Raw genomic sequence first — 23,834 nt, forward strand, 5'->3', positions numbered from 1 at the left:
GAAACCTATGTCTCAATACAAGATTGCTCCGTCAATTCTGGCAGCAGATTATGCCAACTTTGAACGTGAAATCAAACGCCTAGAAGCAACTGGAGCAGAGTATGCCCATATCGATATCATGGATGGTCACTTTGTACCACAAATCAGTTTTGGTGCAGGTGTGGTTGAAGCTCTTCGCCCCCATAGCAAGATGGTCTTTGACTGCCACTTGATGGTGGCGAATCCTGAGCATCATCTAGAAGATTTTGTGCGTGCAGGTGCAGATATCATCAGTATCCATGTGGAAGCAACGCCTCATATCCATGGCGCCCTCCAAAAAATTCGCTCTCTCGGTGTTAAACCTTCGGTTGTTATCAATCCTGGGACACCTGTCGAGGCGATCAAGCACGTCCTTCACCTAGTTGACCAAGTCTTGGTCATGACAGTGAACCCTGGATTTGGCGGTCAAGCCTTTCTGCCTGAAACCATGGACAAGGTTCGTGAGTTGGTTGCCCTTCGTGAGGAAAAAGGCTTGGACTTTGAGATTGAAGTCGATGGTGGTATTGATGATCAGACCATTGCTCAAGCCAAAGAAGCTGGTGCTACCGTTTTTGTAGCAGGGTCTTATGTCTTTAAGGGAGATGTCAATGAACGAGTGCAAACTCTCAGAAAACAATTGGACTAGGGTTGCCGTTTTTGCCGGCGGAGATCGCGGTCATTATCGGACGGATTTTGATTGCTTTGTCGGTGTGGATCGAGGCTCGCTCTGGGTCTTGGAAGAAGACTTGCCTCTCACTCTAGCAGTTGGAGATTTTGATTCGGTGACTGCAGACGAACGTCAGTTGATTCAAAAACGTGCCCAACATTTTGTTCAAGCCCAGCCAGAAAAGGATGATACAGATCTGGAATTGGCTCTCTTAACCATCTTTGAGCAAAATTCTCAGGCTCAGGTAACTATTTTCGGTGCTTTTGGTGGTCGTATTGACCATATGCTGGCTAATGTTTTTCTGCCTAGCAATCCCAAGTTGGCACCCTATATGCGCCAGATAGCGATTGAGGATGGGCAAAATGTGATTGCCTATTGTCCAGAAGGGACCAGTCAACTAGAGACCCGCTCGGACTACGATTATCTAGCCTTTATGCCGGTTCGGGATAGCCAGCTGACCATTCTTGGTGCCAAGTATGAGTTGACAGAGGAAAATTTTTTCTTTAAAAAAGTGTACGCTTCTAACGAATATATAGATAGGGAAGTTTCGATAACTTGCCCAGATGGCTATGTCGTCGTGCTGCATAGCAAGGACAGGAGGTAGGATGGAGACTGTATTATTACTATTATTAATTGCCAACCTAGCTGGACTCTTTCTCATTTGGCAAAGGCAGGATAAGCAAGACAAGTACCTAGCCAAGAGCTTGGAGGATCAAGCAGACAATCTTTCAGATCAACTGGATTATCGCTTTGAACAAGCCAGACAAGCCAGTCAGCTGGATCAAAAAGACTTGGAAGTGGCTGTCAGCGACCGTTTGCAAGAAGTGCGAATGGAGTTGCACCAAGGTCTGACTCAGGTTCGGCAGGAGATGAATGAGAACCTCCTCCAAACCAGAGATAAGACTGACCAACGCCTCCAAGCCTTGCAGGAATCAAATGACCAACGCTTAGAACAAATGCGCCAAACGGTCGAGGAAAAACTGGAAAAGACCTTGCAGACGCGCTTGCAGGCCTCTTTTGAGACAGTTTCCAAGCAACTAGAATCTGTCAATCGTGGCCTAGGTGAAATGCAGACTGTTGCGCGAGATGTCGGTACGCTTAATAAGGTCTTATCTGGAACCAAGACGCGAGGGATTCTAGGTGAATTGCAACTGGGGCAAATCATCGAAGACATCATGACACCAGCCCAGTACGAACGAGAATACGCAACGGTTGAAAACTCTAGCGAGCGAGTAGAGTACGCCATCAAGTTACCTGGCCAAGGCGACCAGGAATATGTCTATTTGCCGATTGACTCCAAGTTTCCACTGGCGGATTATTACCGCCTAGAAGAAGCCTATGAAGCAGGTGACAAGGACGAAATCGAACGTTGTCGCAAGTCACTCCTAGCTAGCGTCAAGCGATTTGCCAAGGATATCAAGAGCAAGTATCTGGCGCCACCTCGGACGACCAATTTTGGAGTCTTGTTTGTTCCGACAGAAGGTCTTTATTCAGAAATCGTTCGCAATCCGGTCTTCTTTGATGATTTGAGACGGGAGGAGCAGATTATTGTCGCAGGTCCAAGTACCTTATCAGCCCTGCTTAACTCTCTATCAGTTGGCTTCAAGACTCTCAATATCCAAAAGAGTGCTGACCATATCAGCAAGACTCTTGCCAGCGTCAAGACCGAGTTTGGCAAGTTCGGAGGCATTCTGGTCAAGGCACAAAAACATCTCCAACATGCCTCTGGTAATATTGATGAATTATTAAACCGTCGTACCACAGCTATCGAGCGGACGCTCCGTCACATTGAATTATCAGAAGGTGAGCCTGCGCTTGATCTACTCCATTTCCAAGAAGATGAGGAAGAATATGAAGATTAGTCACATGAAAAAAGATGAGCTGTTTGAAGGTTTTTACCTGATTAGGTCAGCTGACCTGAGACAGACGCGTGCTGGGAAAAACTACCTAGCCTTTACCTTCCAAGACGATAGTGGCGAGATTGAAGGGAAACTCTGGGATGCCCAACCTCATAACGTTGAGGCCTTTACCGCTGGGAAAGTAGTCCACATGCAGGGACGCAGAGAAGTCTATAATAATACTCCTCAAGTCAATCAAATTACTCTTCGATTGCCTCAGCCTGGGGAACCCAACGATCCAGCTGACTTCAAGGTCAAATCGCCGGTTGATGTCAAGGAGATTCGTGACTACATGTCACAAATGATTTTCAAGATTGAAAATCCTGTCTGGCAGCGTATCGTTCGTAGTCTCTACACCAAGTATGATAAGGAATTCTACTCCTATCCAGCTGCCAAGACCAACCACCATGCCTTTGAGACGGGTTTGGCCTATCATACAGCAACCATGGTGCGCTTGGCAGATGCCATTAGTGACATCTATCCTCAGCTCAATAAGAGCCTGCTCTATGCTGGGATTATGCTGCATGATTTGGCCAAAGTCATTGAGTTGACGGGACCAGACCAGACGGAGTACACAGTTCGAGGCAATCTCCTTGGGCATATCGCCCTGATCGATAGTGAAATTACCAAGACAGTCATGGAACTCGGCATCGATGATACTAGGGAAGAAGTGGTGCTACTGCGCCATGTCATCCTCAGTCATCATGGCTTACTGGAGTATGGAAGCCCGGTTCGTCCACGTATCATGGAGGCAGAGATTATCCATATGATTGACAATCTAGATGCCAGCATGATGATGATGTCAACAGCTCTAGCTTTGGTGGACAAAGGAGAGATGACCAATAAAATCTTCGCTATGGACAATCGTTCCTTCTATAAACCAGATTTAGATTAATAATTTAAGAAAAACGAGCATTTTTTACGCAATAATGTTCGTTTTTTTATGTGAATATGGTATAATGGATAAAATATCAAAATTAAATGGAATGGTAAATAAAAATGAAATTAAGAAGAAGTGATCGGATGGTTGTCATTTCCAACTATTTGATTAATAATCCATACAAACTAACAAGTCTCAACACCTTTGCAGAAAAGTACGAATCTGCTAAATCATCGATTTCGGAGGATATCGTGATTATCAAGCGTGCCTTTGAGGAAATTGAAATCGGCCATATTCAGACTGTGACTGGAGCAGGTGGTGGCGTTATCTTTACACCATCAATTTCGAGTCATGAAGCCAAAGAAATGATCGCAGACTTGCGTGACAAACTTTCAGAAAGCGATCGTATCTTGCCAGGCGGCTATATCTACCTGTCTGATCTGCTTAGTACGCCTGCCATTTTGAAAAATATTGGTCGTATCATTGCCAAGAGCTTTATGGACCAAAAAATCGATGCCGTTATGACAGTAGCAACTAAAGGGGTTCCGCTTGCAAATGCAGTTGCCAATGTCCTCAATGTTCCATTTGTCATTGTGCGCCGTGACTTGAAAATTACCGAAGGTTCAACGGTCAGCGTCAACTATGTTTCAGGTTCAAGCGGTGACCGCATAGAGAAAATGTTCCTTTCAAAACGTAGCCTCAAGGCAGGCAGTCGTGTCTTGATCGTGGATGACTTCTTGAAAGGTGGGGGAACTGTCAATGGGATGATCAGTCTCTTGCGTGAGTTTGATTCGGAACTAGCTGGTGTCGCAGTTTTTGCAGACAATGCCCAAGAAGAACGTGAAAAGCAGTTCGATTACAAGTCACTCTTGAAAGTAACCAATATTGATGTTAAGAACCAATCCATCGATGTTGAGATTGGAAATATCTTTGACGAAGACAAATAAGAGATAGAACTAAAGGTTGGAACGATTGTCCCAGCCTTTCTTTGCAAACAGAATAGAAGGATGCTTATGAAAACACCATTTATCAGCCGTGAAGATTTAGAAACAATTGTTGCAGAGTTCCCGACTCCCTTCCACTTGTATGATGAGAAGGGGATTCGTGAAAAAGCAAGAGCCGTCAACCAGGCCTTTTCCTGGAACAAGGGCTTTAAGGAATATTTTGCAGTCAAGGCCACTCCAACCCCAGCCATCTTGAAAATCCTCCAAGAGGAAGGTTGCGGTGTGGACTGTTCTAGTTACGTGGAGCTTTTGATGAGCCATAAACTGGATTTCCCCGGTTCTGAGATCATGTTCTCTTCAAACAACACCCCAGACCAAGAGTACGCTTATGCGCGTGAATTGGGCGCAACCATTAACTTGGATGCTTTTGAAGATATTGAACATTTAGAGCGTGCAGCAGGCATTCCAGAAATCATCTCCTGTCGTTACAATCCTGGTGGCGTTTTTGAGCTAGGAACAGATATCATGGACAATCCTGGAGAAGCCAAGTTTGGCATGACCAAGGACCAGCTTTTTGAAGCCTTTGCGATTTTGAAGGAAAAAGGAGCCAAGACTTTTGGGATTCACTCTTTCCTAGCATCCAATACCGTCACCCATCTCTACTACCCAGAGTTGGCGCGTCAGCTCTTTGAATTGGCTGTTGAAACCAAGGAAAAGTTGGGTATTTCGCTAGACTTTATCAATCTTTCCGGCGGAATCGGAGTCAATTATCGTCCTGAGCAGGAGCCAAATGACATTGCTGTGATTGGTGAAGGGGTGCGTAAGGTTTATGAAGAAGTTCTTACACCAGCAGGACTTGGTCAGGTTAAGATTTTCACCGAATTGGGTCGCTTTATGTTAGCCCCTCACGGAGCTCTCGTCACAAGAGTCACTCATAAGAAAAAAACCTATCGTACCTATCTGGGCGTGGATGCCTCAGCAGTCAACCTCATGCGCCCAGCCATGTATGGGGCCTACCACCATATTACCAATCTGACCCATCCAGACGGACCAGTTGAGATGGTAGACGTGGTCGGTTCACTCTGTGAAAACAATGATAAATTTGCAGTGAACCGCGAACTACCTTATACAGAAATCGGTGATTTGCTAGTGATTCATGATACAGGTGCACATGGATTCTCCATGGGTTACCAGTACAATGCCAAACTACGCTCGGCAGAAATCCTCTATACCGAAGAAGGGAAAGCCCGTCAAATCCGCCGTGCAGAGCGCCCTGAGGACTATTTCGCAACCTTGTATGGTTTTGATTTTGAATCGGATCATTAAAAGAAATTGAAAATGAAAGTGAAAAACAGATTGCTTTCTAAAAAATAGACAAAAAACCTTGTTTTTCACCTTACTCGTGATATAATAAAACTATAAAACGGTTTCAAGGAAGGTGACGATATGTCTGAAGAAACAATTGACTATGGACAAGTGACAGGAATGGTGCATTCGACAGAGAGTTTTGGGGCGGTAGATGGCCCTGGGATTCGGTTTATTGTCTTTTTGCAAGGCTGTCAGATGCGTTGCCAGTACTGCCATAACCCCGATACATGGGCTATGGAGACCAATAAATCACGAAGACGGACAGTAGACGATGTTTTGTCAGAAGCCCTTCGCTACCGTGGATTCTGGGGAGACAAGGGAGGAATCACTGTCAGTGGAGGAGAAGCCCTCTTACAGATTGATTTCTTGATTGCCCTCTTTACCAAGGCTAAGGAACAAGGAATCCACTGTACCTTGGATACCTGTGCCCTTCCATTCCGTAATAAACCACGTTATCTCGAAAAGTTTAATAAACTCATGGCAGTGACAGATTTGGTTCTCTTGGATATCAAGGAAATCAACGATGAACAACACAGGATCGTTACCAGTCAAACCAATAAAAACATCTTGGCCTGTGCAAAATATCTATCAGATATTGGGAAGCCTGTGTGGATTCGCCATGTGCTGGTTCCAGGCTTGACAGACAGAGATGAGGACTTGATTGAACTCGGTAAATTCGTCAAAACCCTCAAAAACGTTGATAAGTTTGAAATCCTACCTTATCACACTATGGGAGAATTCAAGTGGCGTGAACTTGGAATTCCATACTCACTTGAAGGGGTAAAACCACCAACAGCAGATCGTGTCAAGAATGCCAAAAAACTCATGGACACAGAAAGCTATCAAGACTATATGAAGCGTGTACATGGATAAAAAGAAGCCTGATGGGAACATCAGGCTTTTGTAATGCAAAAAAGGCTTAGCCTTTCAGCTAAGCCGTTACCTTATTTTCTAGAATGTTGTTTACCAGCATTACGTTTTTTATGTTTCTTAGTAGTCGTAATTGCAGTTGCTTGGTTAGGAGTGATATCTTTTCGCCCGCCTGTAGTTGATGCTGAACTTGCTTTTGGTGGATTTTTGGCAAATTCTTCACGAACTTTTTTGCGAAGTTTTGGACGAACAACATAGTTAACGATGAACTGTTGGAGAATCATCATGAAACCACCGACAACCCAGTAAAGTGTCACACTGGCTGGTGCGAAGAGGGAGAAGACGACAATCATGAGTGGGCTCATGTAAATCATTTTCTTGAGTTGATCTCTTTGCATCTCATCTTCTACTCCGTGAAGTGAAAGGAGTGATTGGAGATAGTAGAGGATACCAGCGAAGGCGACAAGGATCATACTTGGGGAACCGAGATTGATACCCAAGAAGGTAGAGCTAGATACTCCATCAGTATACTGGGCTGCAAAGTAGATAGCAGAGAAGAAAGGCATCTGAATGAGGATAGGGAAGCATCCTACACCACCGAACATGCTGATGCCGTTTTCTTTTTGTGCAGCAAAGAGAGCCTGTTGTGCTTCTAGTTTTTCTTCCTGAGTTGTTGCCTCTTTAAGGCGTGTTTGATGTGGTTCAAGGACATGTTTGAGGGCATTCATCTTTTCAGAGTGAAGCGTTGCCTTCCATGATTGGTAGATACCAAGTGGCAAGATAATCAAGCGCACGATAATGGTTACGATAATGATAGCCACACCAAAGCCTAGACCTTTATCAGTAGCGAAGTACTTGATAGCCTCTGCCATAGGCGATCCGATAGTGTTCCAGATAAAACCAGTAGGTTGTCCTGTTGCTTTGTCTACTTGGACACAGCCTGACAAGACGAGTAGCATAGCCACTCCCATAGCAGAGAGGGCAAAACGTTTAATAGATTTCAATGTTTTCATTCCTTCTTTAAAAATTATACCTTTCTATTCTACTGTTTTTTTGTAAAATATACAATAGTTCTAGAGACCTAATTTGCGACTTTGAAGTCTGGATAGGATGAAAAGTTGCTCATTTGTACATCTAGATAGGTAACTTTTGAAAAAGGTGTCGGACCTTTTCGGATTTCTTGGATAAATTTTGCCATAGTGGCAGAGGAGTCTGCCTGAGCAAGAATTTCCACTGTGCCATCGTCGTTATTCCAGACACGACCAGTGATGCCACCGATTTCAAGAGCTAAAGTATAAACACCCCAGCGAAAACCAACACCCTGCACCCTACCTTGGGCAATCATTCTAACCTTTTGCATACCAAACCCCTTTGATTGTGTTATAATACTTCTATGACTATTATAACCTCAAAAGCCAATTCTGTGGTAAAAAATGCCAAGAAATTGCATCAAAAAAAATATCGAAAGTCTACCTATTTGATTGAAGGCTGGCACTTGTTTGAAGAAGCTGTTCAAGCAGGAGTGACGATTGAGAAGATTTTTGCCTTAGAAAGTTACCGAGATCAGCTAGCCACTTTTCCTCAAACTGTCTGGGTCTCTGAAGAAGTTTTGCTAGATTTAGCAGATACGCAAACTCCTCAAGGGATTGTTGCAGTGATTCAAAAAGAGGAAGTAGGACTGCCTGATTTCCGTCAGGGTAAGTTTCTATTTTTAGAGGATGTCCAAGATCCTGGTAATGTGGGCACCATGATTCGAACTGCGGATGCGGCAGGTTTTACAGGGGTTATTGTTTCTGATAAGTCAGCAGATATCTACAGTCTCAAAACTCTGCGTTCCATGCAAGGAAGTCATTTTCACTTGCCCATCTATCGGATATCTCTTGCTTCCTTTGTAGAAGAGGCAAAGAAGAGCAACTTGCCCATTCTGGCAACGACCTTATCTAAAGATTCCAAGGATTATCATGAGCTTTCTCCCTTAGAAAACTTTGCTTTAGTCATGGGAAATGAAGGACAGGGGATTAGTTCTATCATGGCTGAGAGTGCTGATCAGCTGGTTCATATTGGCATGAAAGGTCGAGCAGAAAGTCTCAACGTGGCAGTTGCAGCAGGTATATTGATGTTTTATTTTAGCTAATTTATAAAATCTTTGTTATAATCAAGACATATTTATAGAAAAAGGAGAATCAGAATGAATCAAACAATTATTCAAGAACGTTCAGGTCTCAATCAATTTTACGCCAAAGTTTATGCTTTTGTGGGACTTGGGATTGGTCTATCAGCTCTCGTGTCAGCTTTGATGTTGACAGTTTTTCAGTCTCAATTGATCTACTTTTTAATGCATGGCCGTCTCTGGTTGATGATTGCAACTTTTGCAGAACTTGCTCTGGTCTTTGTTGCAAGTAGCATGGCTGCCAAAAACAGCCCAGCAGCTCTGCCAGTATTTTTAGTTTATTCTGTTTTAAATGGATTTACTCTTAGTTTTGTCGTAGCCTTCTATACACCTGGGACCGTCTTATCAGCCTTTGTATCTAGTGCCCTTCTCTTCTTTGTCATGGCGGTAATCGGAATTTTCACCAAGAAAGATTTGAGTGGCATGGGACGAGCTTTGATGGCGGCGCTTGTTGGCCTCATCATTGCCATGGTTGTGAATCTATTTTTAGCTAATAGCTTTTTTGACTACATGATTAGTATTGCTATGGTTTTGGTTTTCTCAGGTTTGATTGCTTGGGACAACCAAAAGATTCGCTATGTTTATGAGCAGTCACGAGGACAAGTAGCGACAGGTTGGATCATCTCAATGGCACTCAGCATCTACCTAGACTTTATCAACCTCTTCCTTAGCATCTTACGAATCTTTGGTCGAAACGATTAATGAATGACAGAGTCAGTGTTCGAAAGAGCACTGACTTTTTCTCATTTACTCTTTTCTTTTCTTGGAAATAGGTGTATAATGCTTTTAACTAATTTTTGAGGAGCCGTTTATGAAGAAAAGTTTTATTCATCAGCAAGAAGAGATTTCCTTTGTCAAAAACACCTTTACCCAGTATTTGAAAGATAAGTTAGAAGTTGTTGAAGTTCAAGGTCCTATCTTGAGCAAGGTTGGTGATGGGATGCAGGACAACCTGTCCGGTGTCGAACATCCAGTATCCGTAAAGGTCTTGCAGATTCCAGATGAAACTTATGAAGTCGTTCACTCACTAGCCAAATGGAAGCGCCACACCTTGGCTCGGTTTGGTTTCGGTGAGGGTGAAGGTCTTTTTGTCCACATGAAGGCCCTTCGTCCAGACGAAGATTCGCTTGATGCGACTCACTCTGTATATGTAGACCAGTGGGACTGGGAGAAGGTTATTCCAAATGGTCAACGCAATATTGCTTATCTCAAAGAAACCGTAGAGAAGATTTACAAGGCTATTCGTCTGACAGAGCTAGCCGTAGAAGCACGCTACGATATTGAATCCATCTTGCCAAAACAAATCACCTTTATCCATACAGAAGAGTTGGTGGAACGTTATCCAGACCTAACACCGAAAGAGCGTGAAAATGCGATCTGTAAAGAGTTCGGGGCAGTCTTCTTGATTGGTATCGGTGGCGAGTTGCCTGACGGGAAACCTCATGACGGCCGTGCACCTGACTACGATGACTGGACAACAGAGTCTGAAAATGGCTACAAAGGGTTGAATGGCGATATTCTCGTTTGGAACGAATCTCTTGGTTGTGCCTTTGAACTTTCTTCTATGGGGATTCGGGTAGATGAGGATACACTTCGTCGCCAAGTGGCTCTTACAGGAGACGAAGATCGTCTTGAGCTGGAGTGGCATAAAGCCCTGCTTAACGGCCTTTTCCCATTGACAATCGGTGGAGGTATCGGACAGTCTCGGATGGCCATGTTCCTTCTTCGTAAGAAACACATTGGAGAAGTTCAGACCAGTGTTTGGCCTCAGGAAGTCCGCGATACGTATGAAAATATCTTGTAGAGAATCGAACCGCAAGGTTCGGTTTTCTTTCTCTTTTTGCCTATAATTTGGTATAATAAACGGTATGAAAATCGTATCAGGAATCTACGGAGGGCGTCCCCTCAAGACGCTAGAAGGCAAGACGACGAGGCCGACATCAGATAAGGTGCGTGGAGCTATCTTTAACATGATAGGTCCCTATTTTGAGGGCGGTCGTGTCTTGGATCTCTATGCTGGCAGTGGTGGTCTGTCTATTGAAGCTGTGTCAAGAGGGATGTCCCATGCTGTCTTAGTGGAACGGGATAGAAGGGCACAAGCTATCGTCGCTGCAAATATCCAAATGACCAAGGAAGTTTCCAAATTTCAGCTCTTAAAGATGGAGGCTGAACGGGCCTTGGAGCAGGTGACAGGTCCCTTTGACCTGGTCTTTTTAGACCCTCCCTATGCCAAGGAACAAATCGTTGCAGATATCGAAAAAATGGCAGAAAGAAACCTATTTTCCGAAGAAATCATGGTTGTCTGCGAAACCGATAAGTCTGTAGAACTTCCAGAAGAAATTGCCTGCCTCGGCATATGGAAGGAAAAAATATATGGGATTAGTAAGGTGACTGTCTATGTCAGATAAAATTGGATTATTTACCGGTTCATTTGATCCAATGACAAATGGACATCTGGATATCATTGAACGTGCCAGCAAACTCTTTGATAAGCTTTATGTCGGGGTGTTCTACAATCCCCACAAACAAGGCTTTCTCCCTGTTGAAAATCGCAAACGGGCAGTCGAAAAAGCGGTAGCGCATTTAGATAATGTAGAGGTGCTGGCTTCTCATGACCAACTAGTCGTAGATGTTGCAAGAAGATTGGGTGCTAAGACCCTTGTCCGTGGCTTGCGGAATGCCACCGACTTGCAATACGAGTCTAGTTTTGATTACTACAATCATCAACTGGCTCCAGAAATCGAAACCATTTACCTATATAGTCGCTCAGAGCATCTTTATATTAGCTCTTCAGCCATGAGAGAACTTCTGAAGTTTGGTCAGGAGATTCAGCAATATGTACCAAACAGTGTTGTGGAGGAATTAGAACATGAAGAAAAAAACTAGATGGCCCTTATATGTCATCCTAGCACTAGTAGTGACTTTTTTAGCCTTTGTAGTACCTTTACCCTACTACATAGAAGTTCCAGGTGGAGCGGAAGATATTCGTCAAGTTTTAAAAGTCAATGAAACAGAAGATACAGAAGCAGGAGCTTACCAGTTTGTAACAGTCGGTATTCGGCATGCAACTCTATCGCATCTTGTCTATGCTTGGTTAACACCTTTCACGGATATTAGAAGTGCCAAGGAGACTACGGGTGGCTCTACTGATGCGGAGTTTATGCGGATCAATCAGTTCTACATGCAAACATCCCAAAACATGGCCAAGTATCAAGGACTGAAGACGGCTGGAAAGGATATCGAACTCAAGTACCTGGGTGTCTATGTCTTGACCGTGACGGACAATTCAACTTTTAAGGGCATTCTGAACATTGCAGATACCGTGACGGCTGTTAATGACAAAACGTTTGACAGTTCAAAAGACTTGGTCGACTATGTCAATTCTCAACAATTAGGGGATACGGTCAAGGTAACCTATGAAGAAGACGGAAAAGTAAAGTCTGCTGAAGGTAAAATTATCACTCTCGAAAACGGAAAAAACGGGATTGGGATTGGTTTGATTGACCGTACGGAAGTAACCAGTGATGTTCCAATTCGCTTCTCCACAGCTGGTATCGGTGGGCCAAGTGCAGGTCTCATGTTTAGCCTCGCTATCTACACCCAGATAGCAGATCCAGGACTTCGTAATGGCCGCATCGTTGCGGGAACGGGAACTATTGATCGTGATGGGAATGTTGGTGACATTGGTGGAATTGACAAAAAAGTAGTTGCAGCCTCTCGCCAGGGAGCCAACATCTTTTTTGCTCCTGACAATCCAGTCACTGAGGAAGCAAAAAAAGCAGATCCCAATGCGAAAAGCAACTATGAAACAGCCCTAGAAGCTGCTAAAACGATCAAAACAGAGATGAAAATCGTTCCGGTTAAAACCTTGCAGGATGCGATTGATTACCTTAAAAACAATCCCTAATTCGTAGAAAAATAGAAAACTAGCGCGCAAGCGGATAAGATGGTATAATAGTCAAATGGTTCAATTATTATTCACTCTAAGTAGTCATATACTCTTTATTTATTTGAGTTTTTACCTTTTGAAGGATCTTGTGAGATGGGAGAAGGTTTTAAAAGTGAACGCTACTAACACAAAAAAGGTTCGTTTGTTGGTCGGCTTCTTTAGTATTGTGATGGGCTACATCTTGAGTTCATTCTTTATCAGTTTGTACCAACTGTGGCAAGAAGCACTTAGAGGACTATTATAAAATTAAAAGTAAAGGAAATAACTATGGAAAAAATTGTGGTTCAAGGCGGAGATAATCGTCTGGTTGGGAGTGTGACAATCGAGGGAGCAAAGAACGCAGTCTTGCCCTTGTTGGCAGCGACTATTCTAGCAAGCAAGGGTAAGACCGTCTTACAAAATGTCCCAATCTTGTCAGATGTGTTCACCATGAATCAAGTAGTTCGTGGTCTGAATGCCAAGGTGGACTTTGATGAGGAAGCTCATGTTGTCGAGGTTGATGCGACTGGTGATATCACGGAGGAAGCTCCTTATAAATATGTCAGCAAGATGCGAGCATCCATCGTTGCCTTGGGACCAATCCTTGCTCGTGTAGGTCATGCCAAGGTATCCATGCCAGGGGGATGCACTATCGGGAGTCGTCCGATCGACCTCCACCTCAAAGGTTTGGAAGCTATGGGGGCTAAAATCACTCAGACAGCTGGTTACATCGAAGCCAAGGCAGACCACTTGCATGGCGCTCATATCTACATGGACTTCCCTAGTGTCGGCGCAACACAAAACTTGATGATGGCAGCAACTTTAGCTGATGGTGTGACAGTCATTGAAAATGCTGCGCGTGAGCCAGAAATTGTTGACCTCGCTATCTTCCTTAATGAAATGGGAGCTAAGGTCAAGGGAGCTGGTACCGAAACAATCACAGTGACTGGTGTCGAGAACCTCCATGGTACGACTCATACTGTAGTACAGGACCGTATTGAAGCTGGAACCTTTATGGTAGCAGCAGCTATGACTGGTGGGGATGTTCTCGTTCGTGATGCAGTATGGGAGCACAATCGTCCCTTGATTTCAAAACTACTTGAGATGGGTGTTGAAGTGACAGAGGAGTCAGAAGGTATCCGTGTTCGTTCTCAACTTGAAAATCTCAAGGCTGTTCATGTAAAAACCTTACCACATCCAGGATTCCCAACAGATATGCAGGCACAATTTACAGCTCTGATGACAGTCGCAAAAGGGGAATCCACCATGGTGGAAACGGTGTTTGAAAATCGCTTCCAACACTTGGAAGAAATGCGCCGTATGGGCTTGCATTCAGAGATTATCCGTGATACAGCTCGTATTGTTGGGGGACAGGCTTTGCAAGGGGCAGAAGTTCTATCAACGGACCTTCGCGCTAGTGCGGCTTTAATTTTGACAGGTTTGGTGGCGCAAGGAGAAACAGTTGTCGGTAAATTAGTCCACCTTGATAGAGGTTACTACCGCTTCCATGAGAAGTTGGCTCAGCTAGGAGCGAAGATTCAGCGAATCGAGGCAAATGATGAAGAAGAATAAAAACTTACGCTATGTACTCCGTCGTTTACTGTTGATTTTTATCGTACTATTGCTAGGCTTTCTGGCTTTAGGAATCGGCTTGATGGTAGGCTATGGCATCCTAGGAAAGGGACAGGATCCATGGGCTATCTTGTCTCCAGCAAAGTGGCAGGAATTGATTAGCAAATTTACAGGAAATTAGACTGGGAGACCAGTCTTTTTCTAAAGAAATAAGGAGAAAAATGGACAAAAAAACAAGACAAGCTCTGATAGGATTACTTCTATTCTTACTATTGGCTGCTGGAAGCTACTACATCAAGCATATGCAGACAGCGCCAAACTCCCCTAGAACAAAGGTTAGTCAGAAAAAACAAGCTTCAGAAGCTCCTAGTCAGGAGTTGGCAGAAAGTGTCTTAACCGAGTCAATCAAAAATCAAATTAAGGGGGGGCTCGAGTGGAATGGAGCAGGGGCCTTCATTGTCAATGGCAATAAAACCAATCTAGATGCCAAGGTTTCCAGCAAACCCTATGCGGATAATAAAACAAAGACAGTGGGAAAAGAAACAGTTCCAACTGTTGCCAATGCCATCTTATCCAAAGCGACTCGGCAGTATAAGAATCGTGAAGAGACTGGAAATGGCTCAACCTCTTGGACGCCACCAGGATGGCATCAGGTCAAGAATCTAAAGGGAGCCTATACACATGCAGTTGATAGAGGACACCTGCTGGGCTATGCCTTGATAGGAGGTCTGGATGGTTTTGATGCCTCTACTAGCAATCCCAAGAACATTGCAGTCCAGACAGCTTGGGCAAACCAAGCACAGGCTGAAGATTCGACAGGTCAGAACTACTATGAGAGTTTGGTCAGAAAAGCCTTGGACCAAAACAAGAGGATCCGTTATCGGGTGACGCTCCACTATGCGACAAATGAGGACCTAGTTCCATCGGCTTCACAAATCGAAGCCAAGTCTTCAGATGGCGAATTGGAATTCAATGTCCTAATCCCCAATGTTCAAAAGGGAATCCAGCTTGATTACCAAACGGGTCAAGTAACAGTGACAGATTAGAAACAATAGATATAATAAAAACAGCTCCTTTGTCTTCTAGAGGCAGGGGAGTTGTTCTTTAAATGAAAAATAATGTGAATCCTGATCGATTTTATGATATAATGGAACACAAGATACTATTTTAGGAGAAGGACTATGGAAGACCCGAGCAGTCAGCATTTGTTGCTACAGTTTGTATTATTATTTATCTTGACCTTGTTAAATGCTTTTTTCTCAGCCACTGAGATGGCAATGGTGTCACTAAACCGTTCCCGAGTAGAACAAAAGGCAGAAGAGGGAGACAAACGTTACATCCGTTTGTTAAAGGTACTTGAAAATCCTAACCACTTTTTATCAACGATTCAAGTTGGTATCACGTTAATTACCATTTTGTCTGGGGCCAGTTTAGCGGAGACTCTAGGACGCGAAATTGCATCTTGGATAGGGAACAGTGAAACAGCTTCCGCTATTGCAAGTTTTCTATCTTTAGCGTTTTTGACCTATATTTCCATTGTTTTTGGGGAACTCTATCCCAAGAGAATTGCTCTAAATCTGAAAGATACCTTGGCTATCCGAACAGCACCAGTCATTATTGGTTTGGGGAAAATTGTCAGTCCCTTTGTTTGGCTTTTGTCAGCCTCAACGAATCTATTGAGCCGTGTGACGCCAATGACCTTTGATGATGCTGATGAAAAGATGACACGTGATGAAATTGAGTATATGCTTACCAATAGTGAAGAAACGCTGGATGCAGATGAGATTGAAATGCTACAGGGAGTCTTTTCTTTAGATGAACTAATGGCTCGTGAGGTAATGGTGCCTCGAACAGATGCCTTTATGGTGGATATTCAGGATGACAGTCAAACGATTATCGAGAGTATTTTAAAGCAAAATTTCTCACGTATCCCTGTTTATGATGGGGATAAGGATAATGTTATTGGTTTGATCCACACCAAGCGCTTGTTGAATGCCGCTTTTGTGGATGGCTTTGACAATATTGTCTGGAAACGAATTCTCCAAACGCCACTGTTTGTTCCTGAGACTATCTTTGTGGACGATCTTCTTAAAGAACTTCGAAATACCCAAAATCAAATGGCCATCTTACTAGATGAATATGGTGGAATGGCTGGTTTGGTAACTCTGGAGGACCTCTTAGAAGAAATTGTTGGTGAGATTGATGATGAGACTGACAAGGCTGAAATTGAAGTCCATCAAATAGGAGAAGATACCTATATCGTTCAAGGTACCATGAATCTTAATGATTTTAATGACTACTTTGATGTAGAACTGGAAAGTGATGATGTTGATACCATCGCTGGTTATTATTTGACGGGTGTGGGAATGATTCCAACGACTGAAAAACTCAGTTATGAATTGGTCAGCCAAAACAAACAAATCATCCTAACCAATGACAAGGTGAAAAACGGACGTGTTACCAAGGTAAAAGTCCAAATCACTGAAATAGAGACTGAAGAAGAAACAGAATAAAGTAGCGACTTGAGTCGCTGCTTTTTGTAAATCTATATGGTAGATACAGTTATCCCTATCTATTTGGAATAACAAAAAAGCCCGATTTTACGGGCTTTTTTATTCGGATAATTCCTGTTAATTCAGGTACTGAAAGGCGGTAGACGGATTTGAACCGACGATCAAGCTTTTGCAGAGCCGTGCCTTACCACTTGGCTATACCGCCTCAACGTTTATTATTATACCTTGAAAATCATTTCCCGTCAATAGTTTCTTATTCTAAAATCCAATTTAAGAAGATAGATCATGTCATGTGAAGAAAAAAGGGAAAAGCAACTTGTAAAAATGAAGCTTACAGAGCTAGACAAATTAATTTTCTTTTCCTATAAATACAAATAAAGAATGAGGAAATTCTGACAAAGAGAAGTTTTTTGTAGATATACGCCTAAATATTCTGAAAATTCGTTTACTTTTTAGAAGATATATGTTATAATTTCCAATAAGCCTAAATTTTTCAAGAGGAGTTATATACATGAAAAAAAGCAGAGTATTGGTTGTAGCAGGGGTTGCCTTATTAGCGACTGGCGTACTAGCTGCCTGCAGTTCTAAATCATCTGATTCAACGGCGCCAAAAAATTATGGTTATATCTATTCAGCTGACCCAGAAACGTTGGATTACCTCATTTCAGGTAAACAAAGTACTAAGATTGCCACTTCAAACGGTATTGATGGTCTCTTCACAAATGACAAATATGGGAATTTGACTCCCGCAGTTGCAGAAGACTGGTCAGTCTCAAAAGATGGTTTGACTTATACTTACAAAATCCGTAAAGGTGTTAAATGGATGACATCTGATGGAGAAGAGTACGCTGAAGTAACAGCTAAAGATTTCGTAAATGGTTTGAAACACGCAGCAGATAAGAAATCCGAAGCTCTATATCTAGCAGAAATTTCTGTTAAAGGATTGTCTGATTATTTGTCTGGAAATTCAAAAGACTTTTCTACGGTAGGTGTGAAGGCAGTTGATGATTATACTCTTGAGTATACCTTGAACCAACCAGAACCATATTGGAACTCTAAGATGGCTTATTCAATCTTCTGGCCATTGAACGAAGATTTTGAAAAATCAAAAGGATCAGATTTTGCCAAAGCAACAGATCCTACGTCCTTGCTTTATAATGGTCCGTTCTTGCTAAAAGGTTTGACTACTAAATCTTCTATCGAATTTGCTAAGAATGAGCAGTACTGGGATAAGGATAATGTTCACCTTGATAAAGTTACCCTTGCTTTCTATGATGGGTCAGACCAAGAGTCCATTGAACGTAACTTTACAAGTGGAGCATACAGCTATGCTCGCCTTTTCCCAACAAGTTCAAACTATTCTAAAGTAGCAGAAAGCTATAAGGATAACATCTTCTACACTCCATCAGGACCAGGGATTGCTGGTTTGGGTGTGAATATTGACCGTCAAGGTTACAAATACACTTCTAAGACAACTGATGAAGAGAAGACTTCTACTAAGAAAGCTCTTCTTAACAAGGATTTCCGTCAGGCTTTGAACTTTGCCTTTGACCGTACTTCTTACTCAGCACAAATCAATGGTAAAGAAGGTGCTCCTCTTGCAGTTCGTAACCTCTTTGTGAAACCAGGTTTTGTCTCTGCAGGTGAAAAAACTTTCGGTGACTTGGTAACTGAAAAGATGGCTACTTATGGTGATGAGTGGAAGAATGTAAACTTTGCGGATGGTCAAGATGGACTCTTCAACGCCGATAAAGCCAAAGCCGAATTTACCAAAGCTAAAACTGCATTGGAAGCAGAAGGTGTGAAATTCCCTATCCACTTGGATATTCCAGTAGACCAAACATCTAAAAACTATATCGCACGTATCCAATCTTTCAAACAATCAGTTGAAACAGTACTTGGCGAAGGCAATGTAATCATTGATATCCAACAAGTTTCTAAAGATGAGTTGAACAATATCACTTACTATGCTGCAAGCGCTGCGGCAGAAGATTGGGATCTCTCAGGAGCAGTTGGGTGGAACCCAGACTACGAAGATCCATCAACTTACCTTGATATCTTAAAAACAACGAATGCTGAACAAACAAAAACATATATGGGTTACGAAGGTGCAGATAACGCTGCGGCTGCTCAAGTTGGTTTGAAAGAATACGATAAGCTAGTTGATGAAGCTGCTAAAGAAACAAGCGATTTGAATGTTCGTTATGAAAAATACGCGGCTGCTCAAGCTTGGTTGACAGATAGCTCACTCTTCTTGCCAGCTATGTCATCAAGTGGTGCTGCACCATTCATTTCTCGTGTTGTACCATTCTCTGCATCATACAGCCAGTCTGGAGATAAGAGCTCAGATGTATACTTCAAGTATATTCAGTTGCAAGACAAGGTTGTAACGAAAGCTGATTACGAACAAGCTCGTGAGAAATGGCTCAAAGAGAAAAAAGAATCAAACGAAAAAGTTCAAAAAGAATTGACGAATCACGTTAAATAAATAACTCTCAAGAGAACTTTCTCTCCATGAGGAGAAGGTTCTTTTGGGATTTTAAAAGGAAACGATATGAAAAAATATATTTTTATGCGTGTCTTGCGCTCATTGTTGTCTATTTTCTTGGTGACAACCTTGACCTACACGATTATCTATACGATGGTTCCTCGAAAACTGATTTTCAAGCAGGATACCAACTACAACAAGATTGCAACGACTCCAGATAAGCGGGATAATTATGAGAATACCGTTTATGAACGTATGGGCTATATTGAGTATTACGATACCAAGGAGTTGCAAGAAAAAGCTAGCACAATGGACTCATCTGTAACAGTAGATGCCAATGACACCAATAAGGCAATCTACGAAAAATACATCAACCAACTCGGTAATGGTTGGACGTTAGGTGTCTTTTCAGAGAGTGGTCAGTTCTATGCTACGCGTGAAATTCCAATTTTTGAACGTGTTTTCAAATTCTATGCGAACTTACTTGATATTGATCATACAAACAAGATTCAAGACCCTGAAAATCCAAACTTGGAACGTTATCTTCGTTTTGAAAATGACCCTGCTATCGGTTGGTCATTGGTTGGTTCAGGTACCAAACATAAATACCTTTTGTATTTCAACAATCAATTCCCGTTTGTACACCAAAACTTTGTGAACATTAACTTGGGTGACTCTTACCCAACTTATGCGAACACGCCAGTGCTTCAAGTTATCACACAAGGTCAAGGACAAACTAAGACATCAGAAGTTCAATTCCCTACTGGTAAAAAGACTTCGTCTGTAGATATTTACTCTCGTACCTACAAATCTCCAAGTCAAGCAGATGCGCGTGAAATAGCTAACTATGGTAAAGACGATCCATATACAGCTACAGAAAGTAACTACCAATATCCATCTATGATTGCAAGTTCAGCTGTTGCTGGTTTGATTGGTTTGATTATTTCTTATGCTATTGCGATTCCTCTTGGATCTGCTATGGCTCGCCACAAGAATACTTGGATTGATAGCTTCTCAACAGGTGTTCTAACCTTCTTGCTTGCCCTTCCAACGATTGCCTTGGTTTATATCGTGCGTTTGATTGGCTCATCTATTGGTCTTCCAGACTCATTCCCTATCCTAGGTGCTGGAGATTGGCGTTCCTATGTCTTGCCAGCAGTCATTCTAGGTTTGCTGGGAGCACCAAGTACAGCAATCTGGATTCGTCGTTACATGATTGACTTGCAATCTCAGGACTTTGTCCGTTTTGCTCGTGCAAAAGGTTTATCTGAAAAAGAAATTTCAAATAAACACGTCTTTAAAAATGCCATGGTTCCTTTGGTTTCAGGTATTCCAGGTGCCGTAATCGGGGTTATTGGTGGTGCAACATTGACAGAAACAGTCTTCGCCTTCCCAGGTATGGGTAAAATGTTGATTGACTCTGTTAAGGCATCAAATAACTCAATGGTAGTTGGTCTCGTCTTCATCTTTACATGTATTTCTATCTTCTCACTCTTTGTAGGAGATATCTGGATGACTATGCTTGACCCACGTATTAAATTGACAGAGAAAGGAGGCAAATAATGTCAACAATTGATAAAGAAAAATTTCAGTTCGTAAAACGTGATGATTTTGCCTCTGAAACGATTGATGCTCCTGCCTATTCATACTGGGGTTCTGTATTTAGACAGTTTTTAAAGAAAAAATCAACAGTCATTATGTTGGGAATATTGGTAGCTATTATTTTGATGAGTTTTATCTATCCGATGTTTTCAGACTTTGACTTTAACGATGTAAGTAAGGTTAATGACTTTAGCGCTCGTTTTATTAAGCCCAATGCCGAACACTGGTTTGGTACGGATAGCAATGGTAAATCCTTGTTTGATGGCGTTTGGTTTGGTGCGCGTAATTCTATCCTCATTTCTGTAATTGCTACTTTTATCAACCTTGTGATTGGGGTTATTGTTGGTGGAATTTGGGGGATTTCAAAATCTGTTGACCGCGTCATGATGGAAGTTTATAACATTATTTCAAACATTCCATCTCTCTTGATTGTTATCGTCTTGACTTACTCAATTGGCGCTGGTTTCTGGAATTTGATCTTCGCTATGAGTGTGACGACTTGGATCGGTATTGCTTATTCAATTCGTATTCAAATCATGCGTTACCGTGACTTGGAATACAACCTTGCTTCTCAAACACTTGGAACACCAACCTTTAAGATTATCGTGAAAAACATCATGCCACAATTGGTATCTGTTATTGTTTCTACGATGACCTTGATGTTGCCAAGCTTTATCTCTTATGAGGCATTCCTTTCTTTCTTTGGATTGGGATTGCCTGTAACAGTGCCAAGTTTGGGACGTTTGATCTCAGATTACTCACAAAACGTTACGACCAACGCGTACTTGTTCTGGATTCCATTGACAACCTTGATTTTGGTATCCCTATCTCTATTCGTTGTTGGTCAGAACTTAGCGGATGCTAGTGATCCACGTACACATAGATAGGAGTAGACATGACAAAAGAAAGTAATGTAATTTTGACTGCTCGCGATATCGTCGTGGAATTTGACGTTCGTGACAAAGTTCTAACAGCTATCAGAGGCGTTTCTCTAGAACTGATTGAAGGAGAAGTTCTTGCCTTGGTAGGTGAGTCTGGTTCTGGTAAATCTGTATTAACAAAAACCTTTACAGGGATGTTAGAAGATAATGGACGCATTGCCCAAGGAAGCATCGACTATCGTGGACAAGACTTGACAGCCTTGACTTCGAACAAAGAATGGGAGAAAATCCGTGGTGCTAAAATTGCGACCATCTTCCAAGACCCAATGACAAGTTTGGACCCAATCAATACAATCGGTAGCCAAATCACAGAAGTTATCGTTAAACACCAAGGGAAAACAGCTAAGGAAGCCAAAGAAATGGCAATCGACTATATGAACAAGGTCGGAATTCCAGACGCTGAAAAACGTTTTGACGAGTATCCTTTCCAATATTCTGGAGGGATGCGCCAACGTATCGTTATTGCCATTGCCCTTGCGTGTCGTCCAGATATCTTGATCTGTGATGAGCCAACAACGGCCCTTGACGTAACCATTCAAGCGCAAATCATTGATTTGCTTAAAACTTTGCAAAATGAGTACCACTTCACCATTATCTTTATCACCCATGACCTTGGTGTGGTAGCAAGTATTGCGGACAAGGTAGCGGTTATGTATGCTGGTGAAATTGTAGAATATGGTACTGTTGAGGAAGTCTTCTACGACCCACGTCATCCATATACTTGGAGTCTCTTGTCTAGCTTGCCACAGCTCGCTGATGATAAAGGGGAATTGTACTCTATCCCAGGAACACCGCCGTCTCTTTATACGGAGTTGAAAGGTGATGCCTTTGCCCTTCGTTCAGATTATGCGATGCAAATTGACTTTGAACAGAAAGCACCTCAGTTTTCAGTCACTGATACTCACTGGGCTAAGACTTGGTTGCTTCATGAGAATGCTCCTAAGGTTGAAAAACCAGAAATCATCGCAGATTTACATGATAAAATTCGTGATAAAATGGGCTTTGCTCATCTAGAAGACTAGGAGGAAGGAAATGTCTGAAAAATTAGTAGAAATTAAAGATTTAGAAATTTCCTTCGGTGAAGGAAGTAAGAAGTTTGTTGCCGTTAAAAACGCTAACTTCTTTATCAACAAGGGAGAAACTTTCTCTCTCGTTGGTGAATCTGGTAGTGGGAAAACGACGATTGGTCGTGCCATTATTGGTTTGAATAATACTAGTAAAGGTGAAATCATCTTTGACGGTCATAAGATCAATGGGAAAAAATCTCATAAGGAATCTTCAGAGTTGATCCGCCGTATCCAGATGATTTTCCAAGACCCTGCGGCCAGTTTAAATGAACGTGCGACAGTTGACTATATCATCTCTGAAGGTCTTTACAACTACCACTTATTCAAAGATGAAGAAGAGCGAAAAGAAAAAGTTCAAAAGATGATTCATGAAGTTGGTCTTTTGAAAGAGCACTTGACTCGTTACCCACACGAGTTTTCTGGTGGTCAACGTCAACGTATTGGGATTGCCCGTGCTCTTGTGATGGAACCTGATTTTGTTATTGCGGATGAGCCGATTTCAGCCTTGGACGTGTCTGTTCGTGCGCAAGTCTTGAACTTGCTCAAGAAGTTTCAAAAAGAATTGGGCTTGACCTATCTCTTTATTGCGCATGACTTGTCAGTTGTTCGCTTTATCTCAGATCGTATCGCAGTTATCTATAAGGGTGTTATCGTTGAAGTAGCGGAGACAGAGGAGTTGTTTAACAATCCTGTTCATCCGTACACTCAAGCACTTCTATCTGCTGTACCGATTCCAGATCCAATCTTGGAACGTAAGAAGGTCTTGAAAGTCTATGATCCTAGCCAACATGACTATGAGACAGACAAACCATCTATGGTGGAAATTCGTCCAGGCCACTATGTTTGGGCTAATCAAGCGGAAGTTGCTCGCTACAAAGAAGCACTTAAAAAATAAACAGATTAGGAGA

Annotated in this window: 25 protein-coding genes and 1 tRNA gene; 23 read left to right on the forward strand and 3 right to left on the reverse strand. The window is 42.4% G+C overall.

Going from position 1 to position 23,834, the window contains the following annotated elements:
• Window positions 1-7: 7 nt before the first annotated feature.
• From rpe to pflA, 7 genes are all read left to right on the forward strand, one after another.
• Window positions 8-664 carry a ribulose-phosphate 3-epimerase gene (gene rpe / locus PG086_RS08350; RefSeq protein ID WP_167266380.1) on the forward strand — a complete coding sequence of 219 codons (657 nt, stop codon included), beginning with the start codon at window positions 8-10 and terminating at the stop codon, window positions 662-664.
• Entirely contained in the window at window positions 627-1,289 is a 663-nt protein-coding gene (locus PG086_RS08355) for a thiamine diphosphokinase (RefSeq protein ID WP_167266382.1), read from the forward strand. Before rpe ends, PG086_RS08355 begins: the two co-directional genes overlap by 38 nt.
• A 1-nt stretch (window position 1,290) precedes the next feature.
• Complete coding sequence (gene rmuC, locus PG086_RS08360) at window positions 1,291-2,547, forward strand: DNA recombination protein RmuC (RefSeq protein WP_167266385.1); 1,257 nt, start codon at window positions 1,291-1,293, stop codon at window positions 2,545-2,547.
• Complete coding sequence (locus PG086_RS08365; RefSeq protein ID WP_109289891.1) at window positions 2,537-3,478, forward strand: 3'-5' exoribonuclease YhaM family protein; 942 nt, start codon at window positions 2,537-2,539, stop codon at window positions 3,476-3,478. The genes rmuC and PG086_RS08365 overlap by 11 nt, the downstream gene beginning before the upstream one ends.
• 104 nt (window positions 3,479-3,582) lie before the next feature.
• Window positions 3,583-4,410 carry a pur operon repressor gene (purR, locus tag PG086_RS08370; protein ID WP_002874197.1) on the forward strand — a complete coding sequence of 276 codons (828 nt, stop codon included), beginning with the start codon at window positions 3,583-3,585 and terminating at the stop codon, window positions 4,408-4,410.
• A 66-nt stretch (window positions 4,411-4,476) separates the two neighbouring features.
• The gene (locus PG086_RS08375) at window positions 4,477-5,733 is read left to right on the forward strand and encodes a diaminopimelate decarboxylase (RefSeq protein WP_270748574.1); all 1,257 of its coding nucleotides are present in this window, start codon (window positions 4,477-4,479) and stop codon (window positions 5,731-5,733) included.
• Window positions 5,734-5,853: 120 nt separating this feature from the next.
• Window positions 5,854-6,648 carry a pyruvate formate-lyase-activating protein gene (gene pflA, locus PG086_RS08380; RefSeq protein WP_007522398.1) on the forward strand — a complete coding sequence of 265 codons (795 nt, stop codon included), beginning with the start codon at window positions 5,854-5,856 and terminating at the stop codon, window positions 6,646-6,648.
• A gap of 71 nt (window positions 6,649-6,719) precedes the next feature.
• Here pflA and yidC read toward each other — a convergent pair whose 3' ends face one another.
• On the reverse strand, window positions 6,720-7,649 hold the full coding sequence (gene yidC, locus PG086_RS08385; protein ID WP_167266501.1) for a membrane protein insertase YidC: 930 nt from the start codon (window positions 7,647-7,649) through the stop codon (window positions 6,720-6,722).
• A 77-nt stretch (window positions 7,650-7,726) separates the two neighbouring features.
• Window positions 7,727-8,005 carry an acylphosphatase gene (locus tag PG086_RS08390; RefSeq protein WP_001174619.1) on the reverse strand — a complete coding sequence of 93 codons (279 nt, stop codon included), beginning with the start codon at window positions 8,003-8,005 and terminating at the stop codon, window positions 7,727-7,729.
• Between the two features lie 33 nt (window positions 8,006-8,038).
• On the opposite strand from PG086_RS08390, the gene PG086_RS08395 reads away from it, so the two are divergent.
• The 11 genes from PG086_RS08395 (at window position 8,039) to PG086_RS08445 (ending at window position 16,828) form a co-directional block, all read left to right on the forward strand.
• Entirely contained in the window at window positions 8,039-8,779 is a 741-nt protein-coding gene (locus PG086_RS08395) for a TrmH family RNA methyltransferase (protein ID WP_167266392.1), read from the forward strand.
• A 54-nt stretch (window positions 8,780-8,833) separates the two neighbouring features.
• Entirely contained in the window at window positions 8,834-9,517 is a 684-nt protein-coding gene (locus PG086_RS08400; protein ID WP_167266394.1) for a Bax inhibitor-1/YccA family protein, read from the forward strand.
• A 109-nt stretch (window positions 9,518-9,626) separates the two neighbouring features.
• The gene (asnA, locus tag PG086_RS08405; RefSeq protein WP_000747987.1) at window positions 9,627-10,619 is read left to right on the forward strand and encodes an aspartate--ammonia ligase; all 993 of its coding nucleotides are present in this window, start codon (window positions 9,627-9,629) and stop codon (window positions 10,617-10,619) included.
• A gap of 64 nt (window positions 10,620-10,683) precedes the next feature.
• A complete protein-coding gene (gene rsmD / locus PG086_RS08410) occupies window positions 10,684-11,223 on the forward strand; it encodes a 16S rRNA (guanine(966)-N(2))-methyltransferase RsmD (RefSeq protein WP_000706949.1) in 540 nt (179 codons plus the stop codon).
• The gene (coaD, locus tag PG086_RS08415; RefSeq protein ID WP_109289886.1) at window positions 11,213-11,701 is read left to right on the forward strand and encodes a pantetheine-phosphate adenylyltransferase; all 489 of its coding nucleotides are present in this window, start codon (window positions 11,213-11,215) and stop codon (window positions 11,699-11,701) included. Before rsmD ends, coaD begins: the two co-directional genes overlap by 11 nt.
• The gene (locus tag PG086_RS08420) at window positions 11,685-12,722 is read left to right on the forward strand and encodes a SepM family pheromone-processing serine protease (RefSeq protein ID WP_096753361.1); all 1,038 of its coding nucleotides are present in this window, start codon (window positions 11,685-11,687) and stop codon (window positions 12,720-12,722) included. The genes coaD and PG086_RS08420 overlap by 17 nt, the downstream gene beginning before the upstream one ends.
• Window positions 12,723-12,777: 55 nt before the next feature.
• A complete protein-coding gene (locus PG086_RS08425) occupies window positions 12,778-13,008 on the forward strand; it encodes a DUF1146 family protein (RefSeq protein ID WP_080619411.1) in 231 nt (76 codons plus the stop codon).
• Between the two features lie 23 nt (window positions 13,009-13,031).
• Window positions 13,032-14,315, forward strand: coding sequence for a UDP-N-acetylglucosamine 1-carboxyvinyltransferase (gene murA, locus PG086_RS08430; protein ID WP_270748582.1), 1,284 nt, complete (start codon window positions 13,032-13,034; stop codon window positions 14,313-14,315).
• Window positions 14,302-14,496, forward strand: coding sequence for a DNA-directed RNA polymerase subunit beta (locus PG086_RS08435; protein WP_000739701.1), 195 nt, complete (start codon window positions 14,302-14,304; stop codon window positions 14,494-14,496). The genes murA and PG086_RS08435 overlap by 14 nt, the downstream gene beginning before the upstream one ends.
• Before the next feature lie 40 nt (window positions 14,497-14,536).
• Entirely contained in the window at window positions 14,537-15,361 is an 825-nt protein-coding gene (locus PG086_RS08440) for a DNA/RNA non-specific endonuclease (protein ID WP_270748584.1), read from the forward strand.
• Between the two features lie 135 nt (window positions 15,362-15,496).
• Entirely contained in the window at window positions 15,497-16,828 is a 1,332-nt protein-coding gene (locus PG086_RS08445) for a hemolysin family protein (RefSeq protein ID WP_000390009.1), read from the forward strand.
• A 134-nt stretch (window positions 16,829-16,962) separates the two neighbouring features.
• Here the strand turns inward: PG086_RS08445 and PG086_RS08450 are convergent.
• Window positions 16,963-17,033: transfer RNA gene (locus tag PG086_RS08450), tRNA-Cys, on the reverse strand.
• Between the two features lie 306 nt (window positions 17,034-17,339).
• Here PG086_RS08450 and PG086_RS08455 point away from each other — a divergent pair.
• From PG086_RS08455 to PG086_RS08475, 5 genes are all read left to right on the forward strand, one after another.
• On the forward strand, window positions 17,340-19,316 hold the full coding sequence (locus PG086_RS08455) for a peptide ABC transporter substrate-binding protein (protein WP_033585521.1): 1,977 nt from the start codon (window positions 17,340-17,342) through the stop codon (window positions 19,314-19,316).
• 66 nt (window positions 19,317-19,382) lie between these two features.
• Complete coding sequence (locus PG086_RS08460) at window positions 19,383-20,879, forward strand: ABC transporter permease (RefSeq protein ID WP_000759887.1); 1,497 nt, start codon at window positions 19,383-19,385, stop codon at window positions 20,877-20,879.
• Entirely contained in the window at window positions 20,879-21,805 is a 927-nt protein-coding gene (gene oppC / locus PG086_RS08465) for an oligopeptide ABC transporter permease OppC (RefSeq protein WP_000103693.1), read from the forward strand. Before PG086_RS08460 ends, oppC begins: the two co-directional genes overlap by 1 nt.
• An 8-nt stretch (window positions 21,806-21,813) precedes the next feature.
• Complete coding sequence (locus tag PG086_RS08470) at window positions 21,814-22,881, forward strand: ABC transporter ATP-binding protein (protein WP_000159803.1); 1,068 nt, start codon at window positions 21,814-21,816, stop codon at window positions 22,879-22,881.
• Window positions 22,882-22,891: 10 nt separating this feature from the next.
• Complete coding sequence (locus PG086_RS08475) at window positions 22,892-23,821, forward strand: ATP-binding cassette domain-containing protein (RefSeq protein ID WP_001291314.1); 930 nt, start codon at window positions 22,892-22,894, stop codon at window positions 23,819-23,821.
• The last annotated feature ends 13 nt before the right edge of the window (window positions 23,822-23,834 follow it).

This window comes from Streptococcus halitosis, assembly GCF_027691175.1.
Taxonomy (GTDB): Bacteria; Bacillota; Bacilli; order Lactobacillales; family Streptococcaceae; genus Streptococcus; species Streptococcus halitosis_A.